Genomic DNA, 14,210 nt, shown 5'->3' with positions numbered 1-14,210 from the left:
AAAACATACACAGAAATACAAAATCAGAAAAGAAGTCAAGGTCAAAAATGACTGTCAACTTATTTTAGGACAAGACAAACGATGAATAAAAAGCAGTCTCAGACTGCTCACTAACTTTCTAATCCCAATCTACCAATTCCCCAACTTACATAAAAACATCAACCCCAATAATTCCACGAAACTTATTATACGGTAAGTTTTCTTGGTATAAGACAATTTTCGGCTTACACAACTACCCCAATAGCCTTCACATCATAAAATATTATTTTCCCTTTTTCCCGTCCAACATTCACCATTTCATCTGCACCAGTTGATGCTCCACCAATTCTTAGTACTGCATCACAATGGCTAATTAGCTTGACGGCTACGGGATGAAATATTTCATTAAATATGGTGTCGCCCACTTCTTTTGAACCTGCTGCTTCAATTAAGGGTAGGGCAAACCATTCGCCTAATACTGGAATATGCCCCATTCGGTACAATGCTAAGGCCGTGTCGGTCATGGCTTTGACGTTGGCTTCTATCAAAACTGGGTCGTCATTCGTACCAGAGCGATATGGTCCTGCTACTAGTATCATCAATGGGTGGTTATTTGGCATTATAGTATGTTGCTAAGTCTTATATATTGCAAAAGCATGATTGTTTTGGCGTCTTTTATTTCTCCTGTAGCTATCATAGCAAAGGCTTTTTCAAAGGGTAATTCTAATACTTCAATATTTTCATGTTCACCTTCTACGCCTCCACCTTCGCTTACTTGCTGACTTTTGTCGTATTCTGCAACAAAGAAATAGAGTATCTCCGTCACTGAACCGGGCGACATATAGGCCTCATAAATCTTCTTTACCTCGGTAATCCTAAAACCTGTTTCTTCTTCGGTTTCTCGTTTGATACAATCTTCTGCATTGTCTTCGTCCAACAAACCCGCACAAGCTTCAATCAACATCCCTGTCGGGTTTCCGTTATGATAGGTCGGCATTCTGAATTGCTCGGTCAGTATCACCGTTTTGTTGGCCACATTATATAATAGAATCACGGCACCATTGCCACGGTCGTAGGCTTCTCTTGACTGGGTTATCCATGAACCATCTTTTTGTTCAATATCGAAAGTTATTTTTCGTAATGTGTACCAATTGTCTGAAAGTACCTCGGTTTTCTTAATTTTGATGCTTGGAATCATTTTATGATTATATTTGATAATTATTGATTATTTTTGAACAAATTAATCATGTTTTTATGAGTTTTCAAAATAGAAAGCAGATAATTCTAAAAATTTTAGAAGAAAGGGGAGAAGCGGAGGTAAAAGATTTTGCCCAAGCTTTAGATATTTCAGAGATTACCATCCGTAGAGATTTGCAACAAATGGCTACTGATGGACTGTTGTTTCGTACGCATGGCGGGGCAATGAAGCTTGCTTTGGCACAAATGCCTTTTACTTTTGCCAATAAAACAGCCGTAAATGCGAAAGAGAAAGATAAGATTTGTCAGCTAGCCGCACAGCAGATTCAGGATGGTGATATTATTTTGATGGACTGTGGCAGTACAGTTTTCAGGATGTGCCAATTTATCAAAAACAAGCGGATTAAAGTCATTACTAATTCGTTGCCTGTGGTTTATGAATTGATGAATAGTCAAGTATCAATCAACCTGATTGGTGGAGAAATTGACCAAGAACGCCAAGCGGTACACGGTAGGATTGCTGAAGAACATATTGCCCGATACAAAGTTGATAAAGCCTTTCTGGGTGTTGATGGTATCTCACCAGAAAATGGTCTAAGTTCCTTTGGAGAAGACGAAGCGAGCATTACTTTAGCCATGGCAAATGCTTCTGCCAAGAAATATTTCTTGTGTGATGCTTCAAAACTAGGAAAGGATAAGTACTTAACGTTCGCTCCGATTACTTTGGTAGATGTGTTGATTACGAATGCTTTGCATGAAGATGTGGAGGTTTATAGGGAGAAGGGAATAGATGTTTTAATTTGAAAACTGGCTAATTTGAAAATTTGAAGATTTAGAAATTTGAAAATATTAGAACAGTCAGTTTTGAATTTCAATCATCAAATCAAAAGCTTGAATCATTTTCAAATCTTCAAATTCTCAAATTTTCAAATCAGAAAAAAATTAATTGGAAGATACATACAAAACAATAGAAAGTCCGTCAGAAGGACTTTTTAAAGATAAGGGTAGTAAGTTTTTTGCTTTTGCCTATCATATAGAACAAGAATCAGAAGTAAAAGCTTTGATAGAACCACTCCGCAAAGAACATTTCAAGGCGGTGCATTTTTGCTATGCCTTTCGCTTGGGGTTAGACAAAACCAATTTCAGGGTAAACGACGATGGAGAGCCTTCTGGTTCGGCTGGTCGCCCGATATTGAATGTACTTTTATCTAAAGATATTACGAATATTCTGGTAGTAGTAGTCCGCTATTGGGGCGGTACATTATTGGGTGTTCCGGGGTTAATCAATGCTTATAAATCAGCTACAGAAGAAGCCCTTTTGGTAGCTGACGTGGTTGAGAAGACTGTTAACGAAGTCTACCAAGTGCAATTTGAATATATTCAAATGAACGATGTGATGAAGGTAGTAAAGGATTTTGATTTGAAAATCAAGAATCAAGTGTTTGATAACCAGTGTACCATAGAAATTGATTTCAGAAAATCGTTAGCCAACCAGATTCTAGGGAAATTAGAAAAGATAGATAACATTTCAGTAGAATATTTACGAACAGTGTGATTTTTTATTGACATCTTCCTTAATCAATTGCGTTTCACAATTTTTCTATTAATTTTGATATTAAATCTATTTAAAAGGTAGATTATGTAGTGTGTGTTCCTTAAAACCTTTATCAATCAATCTAAATTCCATGAAGAAAAATATTGTAATCCTATCCGTGATATTATTATCAGGACTCATTTCAGCCTTTAGGCTTGATTCGCCCTATGAAAGTGAAATAAAAAGCTGGCAGCAAAAACGTATTGAAGGCTTGAAAAGTGAGAATGGTTGGCTAAATCTGGCAGGCTTAATTTGGCTTGAGGAAGGTGAAAATACCATTGGTGGCGATGCGAAGAACAAAATAGTTTTTCCATCAGACCATAGCGATGCGAATTTGGGCAAAATCATTTTGAAAGACGGTAAAGTAACCTTTGAAGGTTATAACAATACTTCGGTTTATAACGGAGAGCAACCCGTAAATCAAACGATTTTGTTTCCATACGAAGGCAGACCTATAGTGCTTAAACACAAGTCGCTGCGTTGGTTTATCATCAAAAGAGGTGAACAATATGCCATTCGTTTACGTGACTTAGAAAGTCCGATTTTGAAAGAATTTAAAGGGATTAATACCTTTCCAATCAGTGAAAATTGGCGTATAAAAGCCAAATTTGTACCGACCCAAGGCAAAAAGTTGAAGATTACAGATATTACGGGTCGTACCTATGAACAAGATTCACCAGGGAAATTGGTGTTTGCTGTAGATGGTAAAGAGTATTCATTGGATGCCACCAGTTCGGGCAATGATTTAAGCTTGGTCTTTGGCGACTTAACCAACCAACATGATAGCTACGGCGGAGGTAGATTTCTAGAAGTGCCTAAGCCAGATGCTGACGGAATTACCTATATAGATTTTAATAAAGCCTATAACCCACCATGTGCTTTTACGCCTTACGCTACTTGTCCGTTGCCAACACCAGACAATAAATTGAAGGTGGCAATCCTAGCAGGTGAAAAACGATATGGTAATCACTAGGAGAATAAAGCATTTTTTATTGATACAATGAAAAGCTATCAAACGAATCTTCTAAATAGTATCCATAGTATGGTATATTGCTTACCTTTGTATTGAAATAAAATAATAAACAATGGATATTTATGTAGGAAGTATTCCTTTCAAGTGGAAGGATGCAAGACTGAAAGAGATTTTTGAAGTATATGGCGAAGTAACTTCTGCTAAAATTGTGATTGATAAAATTACGCGTCAGAACAAAGGTTTTGCGTTTGTGCAAATGCCAAATGATGCTGAAGCCAAATTGGCGATTGAGTCATTGAATGGTGCTGAAATAGACGAAAGAAAAATTGTAGTGAATGAATCAATTCCAAACAATGCTGGAAGCTTAGATAAAAACAAGAAGAAAAAACCTTTTGTAAAACCTGAAAACAAGGAGTGGAAACCTTTTAGAGGGAATAATAAGGGGAGGAGAGATTAGCTTTGAGCTGTAAGTTGTGAGCTTTGAGTTTAAGAGATATAAAGAGCTTGTAAATTACTGGTAATCAACACACTTATCACTAGCGAGGGACTTAAGTCCCTCGCTAGTGATAAGAATGAAAACTCGCTCGGTTCGTCATGTTGGAACGATGGACGATAGGGTTTGGAGATGCGACTACTTACTATTCCCCTTCACCTCCGAAAAACTAATTTCTTTCAAAATTTCACCATTTTCAAAAACAGTTTCCAAAATATCCTCTCCGCTTTCTTCTTGTTTTTTGGTGTGGTAAGTACCGTTTTCAAATACTAATTTCAATCTGCCTTTTTTGCTCAATTTACCGTGGTCGGTGATAGGGTCTTTAAAAACTTCTTGTTCTGTGCCATTAATAGTAGCGGCACTACATTTAAAGGCAAATTTTTGGGTATCCCGATTTACCTTTTGTAGCAAAGCTCCGCCCATGCCAAAAGCCACATTGTCGGCACTCCAACCATGATTTTTTAAATGTTCCAAAATCTCTCCAATACTTTCATAATTTACCCCATCGCCCTGTATTATTCTGATGTTTGGATGCAATACTTTATATCCCTTTGAATTAAGGCTAAACCCAATTTTCTCCCCTAAAATCTCCGCTACTTTCAGTACTATTTCTTTAGGCTCACCGCTATCAGGTCGAACTACTAAGGTGCCTTTTCTTGCTAGAATATCATCTTTTAGTACTTCTCCCCATAATTTTTCACAGGCATGATAGATATCATAACTATCGCTTACTACCGCCACCAAGCCTTCTGGATATTGCTCTAACATGTTACGATAGGCATCTACTTCATGGTCTTTCCCCCAACTAGTTATTGTACTATGTTCTGCCGCTGGAATACTGAATCCAAACATATCATCTTCGTTTCCATAATAAGTTTGGATAAAAGTCAATGCTGCAACGGTATCAGTGCCCATAAAATTAATTAAATGGGCTGCTCCGCCGATACTTGCACTATCTACACTACTTACACCCCTAAAGCCAAAATCATGTAATTTAAAATCGATGGTAGTAGGGTCGCCTGTTTCTTCGAGGTATGTCGTTATTACTTTTTTTACTTCTCTACTGATGGTAGCTACCGTACTTGGATACCATAATTGAAGCAAAAGCGTTTCTAGGAAATTAGTCAACCAAAAGCAATTTGGGTCGGTATTTTCTACCGTCATCATTACGTTGTGAGTAGGAATAACTTTTCCTTCAGGCACGGCTTTTATGGTGATGGGTAAGCGTCCACCATGATTATGCAAAATATATTCCCAGCCTGCTTTGTTGAATAAAGAAGCATTGCCAAAATGTGCTTCGTACAATTTGGCGGCACGATCTATTTTATGTTGAGTAACAACTTGTCCTGCTAAATATTCTTTTAATAAATATTGTAAACCGAAAAAAGTAATTTCCTCAAATTTACCTCCACGGCTTTCAAAGTAACTATAAATTTGTGTGGTGCCTTCGGGATATTGTTTGTAATGACTTACTTTGTAACTATCGGTTAATAAAATAATATTGTTTTCCATCATAAAATCGTGAATGCTTAAATATCATGCAATATGTTAAAATATTACGAAATCTATTCTTCTCAAATGAATATCTTGTAAATTGCAACATAAATATCCTTTATCAGTTGGTAAATATTTAAAAAAGTAGATTTATTATTTACAATCAAACCAAGTAATTGTTTAAACATAATATAAATTGAATAGATACTAACAGATAGACGTTAATATTTCCCTAAAAAACAATGATGAAAATTTCCACCAATTCAAAAAAAGACGTTTATATCCATGCTGCCATCATAACCTTGTTATTAATGGTTTTATTTTTTGGTTTTTTCTTCGTGTATTTGCCTTGGAGCACCAATCACGGCGATGCTATTACTGTTCCTAATTTGAAAGGGTTGACGATGGAGGAGGCAGAAAACTTGTTGGATGAAAGAAATCTTGATTTTGAAGTAACTGACAGTACTTTTACGGCTGGCGTAAAGCCCCTGACAGTACTTTCGCAATATCCTTTGGAAAACTCAAAAGTAAAACAAGGACGAAAAATTTATTTGACTATTAATACCGAAACAGCACCAATGATTAAGCTACCCAAGCTTACAGAAATGTCTGTCAGGAGTGCCGAACAACAATTGTTGGTGTCGGGTTTGTTAAAGCCTGATTTAGAATATCAGAACGATAGTCGCCAAAATGAAGTATTAGAAGTGAAGTTCGAAGGTACGAAAATCGATGCTGGTTCGTTAATTGCAAAAGGCTCTAAAGTTACGTTGGTAGTAGGCAATGGAACCAATTCAGTAGAAATGGATGTGCCATGTGTAGTAGGACAATTGTATGACGAAGCTCAGATTGTTATCAAAGGCTCTGGCTTACAGATTGGTACTGTTATTTATGACCCAACCTCTACAGAACCAGCAGGAACGATTATCAAGCAAAATCCTGAATGCGAAAATGGTAACAAAGTGCATTCTGGAGATATGGTAGACCTTTGGGTAGCTGGTAACCCACCGAATTGATATTTTACTTTTAAACGATTTCATGAAAAAAATATCTTCTGATTTACATCATTTAAGAAATATGGTGTTGTGTGGTTTCACACAACACTTCTTTATTTTTCTACTCTTATTGCTTATTCATCAAGTTTCAAATGCACAGTTTTTTACGGTTCCAGTCAAACAAAACGTAGCAGAAAATTTCTCTCAAAGTCGGGCTAGAATTACGGCTTTAACCCTTCCGTTTTTTGATGATTTTTCAACAGCAAAAAATGGACAAGCTATTTCTTCACTTTGGCAAACTGGTGGAGGCGTTTTTGTGAATAATACCTTAGCGGTCAATCAGCCAACGGTAAATGTTGCTACTTTTGATGGACTTCAAGCGAATGGTTTTCCTTATGATTTTACGAATCAACTTACGCAGGGAGCTACCGATACCCTTACATCATTACCCATCAATTTATCAGTCAATACTCCCTCAGATTCCCTGTATTTTAGTTTCTTTTGGCAAGGCAGAGGACTAGGTGAACAACCAGATTTGTCAGATTCTTTAACACTACAATTCTTGACAAACGGCAATACATGGAATACCGTTTGGGTGCAAAAAGGCGTAAACTTGCCTGCCAATTTTAGTCAGGTGATATTACCCATTAGAGCTAGTTTGTATTTTCATGGTAATTTTCAATTCCGTTTTCAAAGTTTTGGTCGAAAGTCTGGACAGTTTGATGTTTGGCATTTAGACTACGTATGCTTGGCCAAGAAAAGCGACAATTCTATCAATGGCTATATATTAGGGAGTATTCTGAATAATCAGACCAATAAATTTGAAAGGGTTTCTTACCTAAAAGACATTGCCTGTAGTGATAATATCGAGCCAGTCTTGAAACGATATAGGGCTATGCCAATGGTTCAGTTTTTGGCAGGAAATCCATCACCTGCCGCTGAAATCAATGACTCTACAGGTGTAAAAGTGAACAATTTGTATAGTAATAACAACGACGTAAATATTTATTATTCTGTAAGAAATGCCAATTTGAGTGCTGGAAGTGATACCTTACAAAAAGACCAAAGAGTAGGGCGAGATGCCTTGACTGCGGGAGCTTCAAAAGTATTTAAATTCAAAAATAACTTTGCCAGTAAAGTGTCTGGCGATAAAGCATATTTGAATATGAAATTCTTTTTGGGGACGCAAGATGCTAGTAATATCTCTTTCAGAAATAGTATTCTTACCCAAAATGATACCATTTCAACTACTGTAGCCCTTGATAATTATTATGCTTATGATGATGGTACAGCCGAAGCAGGAGCATATTTGAAAAAAGGCTTTGGTAGAGTAGCGATACAGTTTGTGAACAATAAAGTAGACGTCGTAAAGGCTATCCGTATTAATCTTCAACCGTCGCTCACTAGTATTGCGGGAAATGCTATTACTTTACAAGTAATGGGCAATGACAAAGGCAAGCCTGGGCAAATTCTGAGAGGACTTTATACAAAAGTGCAGTACTCTGATATTCAGAATGGATTTGTAGAATATGCTATCGACCCTGTGGCGGTTACTGATACTTTTTATGTTGGTTACCTTCAATTAACAGATGATGAACCCATTATTGTAGGGTTAGATAAAAACTCAACACAGTTTACCAACAAACATTTTTTTAGCATCAGTACCTCTTGGTCGAATGTTGCTAATGCTGATACCAGTATTTATAAAGCCATCAGAGGAAGCATGATGATTCGTCCTGTCATGGGAGGGAAGCCTTTGGATGTTGTGTTAGGAAACGAGCAAGAAATTCAAGATAAGAACTTGGTGGTTTCGCCCAACCCTAGCCCTGATGTAATTCATTGGAACGACTCTTCTTTAAAAAATGTTGAAATCTTAGATCTTTTTGGGAGAAGTATTTTACAAGAAAATGTTGATAGTCAATCGATTAATTTACAGCATCTAAATTCTGGAATGTATCTTTTGCGACTTTCAAACGAACGTAATACATTTGTCAGAAAAATATGGATAAGTCATTAAAATTAACAATAAATAAAATCCCAATATAATGGATATTACGGTAGAAGAACTTAAAGAAAAAATTGACAAAGGCGAAACATTCAATTTTCTTGATGTAAGAAATGAATATGAATACGATGAACAAAATTTAGGCGCTAAATTGATTCCGTTAAACGAATTACCTGACCGTTTGGATGAAATTGAAGCTTGGAAAGACGAAGAAATAATCGTTCATTGTCGTTCGGGTGCTCGTTCTGGTCAAGCAAAAGCATTTTTAACAGCAAATGGTTATACCAATGTTAGAAATGTATTAGGTGGTATTTTAGCTTGGAATCAGTTAGATTAATCTTTTGTTCCGATTAAAAGCATATTTCGGGTGGTCTGTCGAAAGGCAGACCACTTCTATTTAACATGAATTCATCCAGTATTTCGGCTACAGAGTTTAAAGAGCGTTTTGAAAACCTTACTATTTTAGACATCCGAACACCCTACGAAATTGAAGATTTTGAAGTAGGTGGAATACAAATTCCTTTAGATGAACTATTGCTTTCTGTGGAAAAGATAGCTCATTTAATGGACCAAGAAATTATTATTGTTTGTTATTCAGGCTTGCAAAGTGAAATAGCCAGAAAAATATTAGCCAAAAAAGGTTTTCAAAACCTAAGAAACCTAGAAGGAGGCTTAGAGGCTTTCTTGGCACTATAAACCAAAGGTAAATTAGTTTATAGCATTTTAATAAAGTAAAAGAAAGGCTTTAGGGATAAAAGCAGTATTTTTGAAAATAATTTTATTTTAAAATCAACATATTCAAATGTTATTAACCTACATTGACTGGCATACTTCACCAGAAATTTTTGAGATTTTCGGCTTTCCAATTCGTTGGTACGGACTAATGTTTGCAATGGCTTTTTTAGCAGGCTACCAAGTATTGAGTTATATCTTTAAAAAAGAAGGCAGACCAGTAGAACAGGCAGATGAACTGTTGCTTTATGCGATGATTGCCACTGTAATTGGTGCTAGAATGGGGCATTATTTCTTTTATGAATATCCATTATTACTAAAAGACCCAGTACATTTTTTCACTAGTATGATTACGCCACCTTATGCAGGTTTGGCTTCTCATGGCGCGGTAATCGGTATGTTAATTGCCTTTTATTTGTATTCAAAAAAACGAAATACTCCCTATTTATACGTTACTGATAGAGTAGTGCCAACGGCAGCTTTAGGCGGAGCATTAATTCGTTTTGGTAATTTAATGAATTCGGAAATTGTAGGAAAACAAACAGATGTACCTTGGGCTTTTAAATTCTTCAATGACCCATCTCTTGGTCATGATTATTTCGACGTAGTGCCTCGTCACCCCTCACAATTGTATGAATGTCTATCTTGTTTGGTATTATTTGGAATATTAATGTGGTTTTGGTCAAGGAAAAAAGAAAAAACAATCAATGGTTTTATGACAGCCATTTTCTTGTTATATGTCTTCATCCTTAGATTCTTCTATGAGTTCTTAAAAGAAAATCAAGTAGCTTTTGAAAACCAAATGGAATTTAACATGGGTCAATGGTTAAGCGTACCTGTGGTGCTGTTTGCGATAGGAATATTGGTTTATGCTTTTAAGAGTGATAAAAAAGGCGCTGTTTAAAGACTTCTTATGTATCACTCATAGCATGACTCTAAAGTCATACCATGAATATTTTTTGAGCCCTAATCACTAGGGAGGGAATTAATTCCTTCCCTAGTGATTAGGGCTCTGAGCTTTTACAATGAGGAATTGTGTAATCTCTTGATTTTTTAATTTATTCGCTGTCAAATACCTCAACTTATTGTATTGATTATTAGTGAGTTTGCTTAATTTTTTTCATATTTGTTATAAATAAACATCAAACTTTAATTATGAAAAAAGAAGAAGAACAAGCTAAGGAAGAATTAGCAAAAGACAAAGCTGAAATTGTTGAGAAGGTAGAAAGCTTAGCTACAGAAACCACTGAGGCAATTGAAGAAAAGGCAACCGAAATTCCAGAAAAAGTGGAAGAAATAAAAGCAGAAGTTGCTGAAGAAACTACTGAAAAAATTGAAACTGTTAAAGAAGATTTAACTAGTAAAACTGCTGAATTGAAAGCCGAAGCGACGGATACGCTTGAAGAAGTAAAAGAAACTGTTGCTGAGAAAGTTGAGGAAGTAGAAAGCAGTGATTTTGCTGCTAAAGTGGAAGAATTGAAAGAAGAAGCCAAAGATAAAATAGACGCCGTAAAAGAAGCGGTTGCTGAGAAAATTGAGGAATTAAAAAATACCGATTTTTCAGCCAAAGCAGAAGAGCTAAAAACAGAAGCAACTGCCAAGTTTGATGAAGTAAAAGCTGAGGCAACTGAAAAATTTGAAGAAGCCAAAATTGCTGCTGCTGAGAAAATAGCAGAACTAAAAGAAGATACTTCAGAAAAACTAGCTTCGGTAAAAGAAACTGTAGCAGAAAAAATAGAGGAGCTCAAAAGCGTGGATGTCGGTGCTAAAGCAAAAGCCTTGAAAGACGATGCTATTGAAGAGCTAACCGATTTGAAAGAAGACGTAGCAGAAAGCCTTGAAGAGGCTAAAGTAGCAGCTGCTGAAAAAATAGAAGAAGCAAAAGTAGCATCTAAAGGACTATGGGGTAAGATTAAGGGTATTTTTGGCTCGTAATTTTACCCAACTCTTATCACTAGCGAGGGACTTAAGTCCCTCGCTAGTGATAAGAGTTGAAAGCAAGTATTTACAAAGATGTAGGTAATTAATAGGTTTTAAATTTCTCCCCCCAAAAATTAAAATACATTCTGCTTTGTTTATTAATACACTTTATCGCTTTTTAAAGCACTGACCCCAACCATACCAGTTTTTAGAATTCGTTTAGCACGGAGATATCTTTTAAAGTTATAAGCATCAAAATTTGGTGCCGTAGCATTCATACTGCTGATGGTTACTTTATCCGAAGCATGGATAAATTCACCATTTCCTAGCCACATGGCTACGTGTACTACTCTTTCAGAACCGTCTTCACGTTTTTCGCCAAAGAATAATAAATCTCCTGTTTTCAAGTCTGCCCAATTCCCTGATTTATCAACTGTTTCCCCAACCATTACTTGTTGCGAAGCATCACGAGGGAGCATAATGCCATTCAAAAAATAAACCGTTTTAGTAAAACCACTACAGTCAACACCTTTGAATGAAGTACCACCCCACAAGTAAGGAACGCCCATTAATCGTTTCGACGTTTTATCAAGACTCTCTTCCGTAGTATTAAGTCCCGAAAGCCATTTATTATAAATACTTGCTTCATTTTTAGCTACAAAACCTTTTCTATTATCCGCAAAAAGTACTTGATAGAAACCGTCTTTTTCACCCTGAACTTCGATGATACATCCCGCCACTAAATCTGAAACAGTCGCTGCATTGACATTAGGTTCTGAATAGGCAACACCATACGACCGTGTGTAAATGATTTTAGGACTAGCTTCCCAGTGTGCCAGTTGCTCTTTATTAATAGTTGTAATTGCCCCTCTATCTACCCAAGCAATGTATTGGTCAGGCGTTTGAATCAGTAACCAACCGTTATCTTCTCTTTCCAAAATTTTCACGGGTGTTCCCATCAAAGCTTGTGATGCTAACTCACCACTATGGCGAGGCGAATAGCGAATATTGCAAACAGAAACCTCTACTATGCCATAAATTTTGTCTTCCAATTCAGCTTCAGGCAAGGTTTTGATTTCATCTATTACGATAGTATTATTACCTTTCAGTTGACTAACCAAAGCATTTTTGGCTTCAATCAGGTTGGTTTTGCCTGTTACAATTAATTGATTATCTTTTCGATACGCATCAATTTGAAAGATAGCTGTTCGTTTGTCAGGTGCAAACCGCTGAGTAAAACTATCGATAATTTGCGTGACTGATGAGTCAGCAATATGTTTTATGAAAGGTTTTTTATAGGATTTTGTCGGCTTGGCAATAGTTGCAAAACTGATGATTAAGGATAAAAGGAAGTATTTTTTCATGGATATAGTTTTCAAATAAATTTTATTAAACAATTAAGTCAACCTTTACTTGTCATAACTCATCTTAAACTTACTTAAGTCTGCTTTGAATTTACGTGGTCGGCTTAGTTCGTAGTTGTAAATCAATTGTCCTAAATTTTTCATAAATGGGAATCCTATGGTTTCATAATCGTAGTGGTCGTCGTTAAAAACCTCATCATTATTACAAAGCAATACCGTAGTTAGCATAAATTCTACGCCTGTTGAAAAATCTACGATGTAGGCATTGTCCAACAAAAAGCCGTACGCATCGCCTACTTTATTGAAGATTCGCATATTTGGATTTATCACTGCGTCTTTGCTACCACCATACATCAAAAACTTGCAATAGGCTGGGTAAAAATCTGGTGCCTCATACTTCGGATAAGCACTTTCTGTAGGCATTTGCGACATATATTGGTACAAGAATTTATAGTCAGCATCTGTCAATTGAAAACGTTGTTTGGCAGAAACTGCCTCAGGAAAAAGTACAGATTTTAGAATATCCTGTTGTGCTAATAATGGAAAGAAATTCCTGTCCGTAAAGGCGAAAGGTTCTTTAACCAACGAATCACCCCGCATATATCCTTTGCCTATCGTGATTGGCGTAGGCGAAGAATAGCTTTTTTCAGAAACGACCATTGGTTGTTCATACAGCACTTTGCTGTTCTCCATAAATTTGATAGGATTCGTTCTACGGTTTTGTTCAAGATTCATTCCTACCTGCAAACGATGAAAAATACGGGGATACTGATAACCTTTTTGGCGAAGCGTTTCATTAAAAGCTTCTTGCCCCATAAACTCATATAAACGATTGAAAGCATCATTATCCGAAACCATTAATATCTTTTTGATATAATGTGCTACCGAAGGTAAGCCATTTGCAGCAGTAGAATCTTTTGTAACAGGCGTATGGCGTTCGTATTCCGCTCCAGTAAACATGGATGTTTCTTTAGTGAGCCCTTTGATATTTAACTTGTTTATTTTCTCTAAAGCCATTACACTAGCAGGAAACTTTACCGTACTGGCTGGATAAAAGTATTCCGTGTTATTGATTCTGAAACCATAACTAGTGAAAGTCGGTCGGTTCTTTTTATCTCTATCAATCTGCGTATAAAGAATCTGAACACGGTATTTATCAGCATTGTCAACAATTTCCTTAAATTGCTCGGGCTTGGTGGCTAATAATTTCGGAAGCAATTCAGTGTTGAGTTGCTGTGCTTGGATAGTAGATGAAATCACAAGTAAGAGAATCGTAAAAAGCTGTAAGCTTAAATATTTGTATAGTTTTTTCATTAACTTGTTAGTTGATGGTTAATATAATGCAATTAATTTCCCAAACAGAGGATAGGTAAAATAAAATGGACAAAATACTTTTAGATTATCTTCTGATAGGCCATTCTTATATGTCGATTCAATCGACATATAAGAATGGATATGTCGATTTTT

General features: G+C 36.3%; 15 protein-coding genes. 10 read left to right on the top strand and 5 right to left on the bottom strand.

Annotation, left to right across the window (positions count from 1 at the left end):
• Window positions 1-224: 224 nt before the first annotated feature.
• Window positions 225-599, bottom strand: a complete 375-nt coding sequence (locus AC07N0_RS12790) for a DUF4406 domain-containing protein (RefSeq protein WP_494589467.1) — start codon at window positions 597-599, stop codon at window positions 225-227.
• Window positions 599-1,177, bottom strand: a complete 579-nt coding sequence (gene nudK / locus AC07N0_RS12785) for a GDP-mannose pyrophosphatase NudK (protein WP_494589466.1) — start codon at window positions 1,175-1,177, stop codon at window positions 599-601. Before nudK ends, AC07N0_RS12790 begins: the two co-directional genes overlap by 1 nt.
• Window positions 1,178-1,233: 56 nt before the next feature.
• Here nudK and AC07N0_RS12780 point away from each other — a divergent pair, with 56 nt between their 5' ends.
• The 4 genes from AC07N0_RS12780 (at window position 1,234) to rbp (ending at window position 4,200) form a co-directional block, all read left to right on the top strand.
• Entirely contained in the window at window positions 1,234-1,980 is a 747-nt protein-coding gene (locus AC07N0_RS12780) for a DeoR/GlpR family DNA-binding transcription regulator (protein ID WP_494589465.1), read from the top strand.
• Between the two features lie 142 nt (window positions 1,981-2,122).
• Window positions 2,123-2,731 carry an IMPACT family protein gene (locus AC07N0_RS12775; protein WP_494589464.1) on the top strand — a complete coding sequence of 203 codons (609 nt, stop codon included), beginning with the start codon at window positions 2,123-2,125 and terminating at the stop codon, window positions 2,729-2,731.
• A 130-nt stretch (window positions 2,732-2,861) separates the two neighbouring features.
• Window positions 2,862-3,743, top strand: coding sequence for a DUF1684 domain-containing protein (locus tag AC07N0_RS12770; RefSeq protein ID WP_494589463.1), 882 nt, complete (start codon window positions 2,862-2,864; stop codon window positions 3,741-3,743).
• A gap of 112 nt (window positions 3,744-3,855) precedes the next feature.
• A complete protein-coding gene (gene rbp, locus AC07N0_RS12765) occupies window positions 3,856-4,200 on the top strand; it encodes an RNA-binding regulator (protein ID WP_494589462.1) in 345 nt (114 codons plus the stop codon).
• Between the two features lie 174 nt (window positions 4,201-4,374).
• On the opposite strand, the gene AC07N0_RS12760 is transcribed toward rbp, so the two are convergent.
• Entirely contained in the window at window positions 4,375-5,751 is a 1,377-nt protein-coding gene (locus AC07N0_RS12760; protein ID WP_494589461.1) for a nicotinate phosphoribosyltransferase, read from the bottom strand.
• Between the two features lie 221 nt (window positions 5,752-5,972).
• On the opposite strand from AC07N0_RS12760, the gene AC07N0_RS12755 reads away from it, so the two are divergent.
• The 6 genes from AC07N0_RS12755 (at window position 5,973) to AC07N0_RS12730 (ending at window position 11,394) form a co-directional block, all read left to right on the top strand.
• On the top strand, window positions 5,973-6,743 hold the full coding sequence (locus AC07N0_RS12755; RefSeq protein ID WP_309923152.1) for a PASTA domain-containing protein: 771 nt from the start codon (window positions 5,973-5,975) through the stop codon (window positions 6,741-6,743).
• Between the two features lie 22 nt (window positions 6,744-6,765).
• Window positions 6,766-8,739: a T9SS type A sorting domain-containing protein gene (locus AC07N0_RS12750; RefSeq protein WP_494589460.1), complete on the top strand. Its 1,974-nt coding sequence runs from the start codon at window positions 6,766-6,768 to the stop codon at window positions 8,737-8,739.
• Between the two features lie 28 nt (window positions 8,740-8,767).
• Window positions 8,768-9,064 (top strand): rhodanese-like domain-containing protein, encoded by a 297-nt coding sequence (locus AC07N0_RS12745; RefSeq protein ID WP_492802821.1) that lies wholly within the window; start codon window positions 8,768-8,770, stop codon window positions 9,062-9,064.
• Window positions 9,065-9,129: 65 nt separating this feature from the next.
• Entirely contained in the window at window positions 9,130-9,423 is a 294-nt protein-coding gene (locus AC07N0_RS12740; protein WP_494589459.1) for a rhodanese-like domain-containing protein, read from the top strand.
• Between the two features lie 106 nt (window positions 9,424-9,529).
• Window positions 9,530-10,363: a prolipoprotein diacylglyceryl transferase gene (lgt, locus tag AC07N0_RS12735; RefSeq protein WP_494589458.1), complete on the top strand. Its 834-nt coding sequence runs from the start codon at window positions 9,530-9,532 to the stop codon at window positions 10,361-10,363.
• Window positions 10,364-10,614: 251 nt separating this feature from the next.
• Window positions 10,615-11,394 carry a hypothetical protein gene (locus tag AC07N0_RS12730; protein WP_494589457.1) on the top strand — a complete coding sequence of 260 codons (780 nt, stop codon included), beginning with the start codon at window positions 10,615-10,617 and terminating at the stop codon, window positions 11,392-11,394.
• A 143-nt stretch (window positions 11,395-11,537) separates the two neighbouring features.
• Here the strand turns inward: AC07N0_RS12730 and AC07N0_RS12725 are convergent, their stop codons facing one another.
• Window positions 11,538-12,743 (bottom strand): C40 family peptidase, encoded by a 1,206-nt coding sequence (locus AC07N0_RS12725; RefSeq protein WP_494589456.1) that lies wholly within the window; start codon window positions 12,741-12,743, stop codon window positions 11,538-11,540.
• Window positions 12,744-12,788: 45 nt separating this feature from the next.
• Complete coding sequence (locus AC07N0_RS12720; protein ID WP_494589455.1) at window positions 12,789-14,057, bottom strand: serine hydrolase; 1,269 nt, start codon at window positions 14,055-14,057, stop codon at window positions 12,789-12,791.
• Window positions 14,058-14,210 lie beyond the last annotated feature (153 nt).

The organism is Arcicella sp. GW821-FHT09D11 (assembly GCF_059416265.1).
Note: the sequence above shows the minus strand (reverse complement) of the source record. Positions and strands in the feature narration are given on the sequence as shown.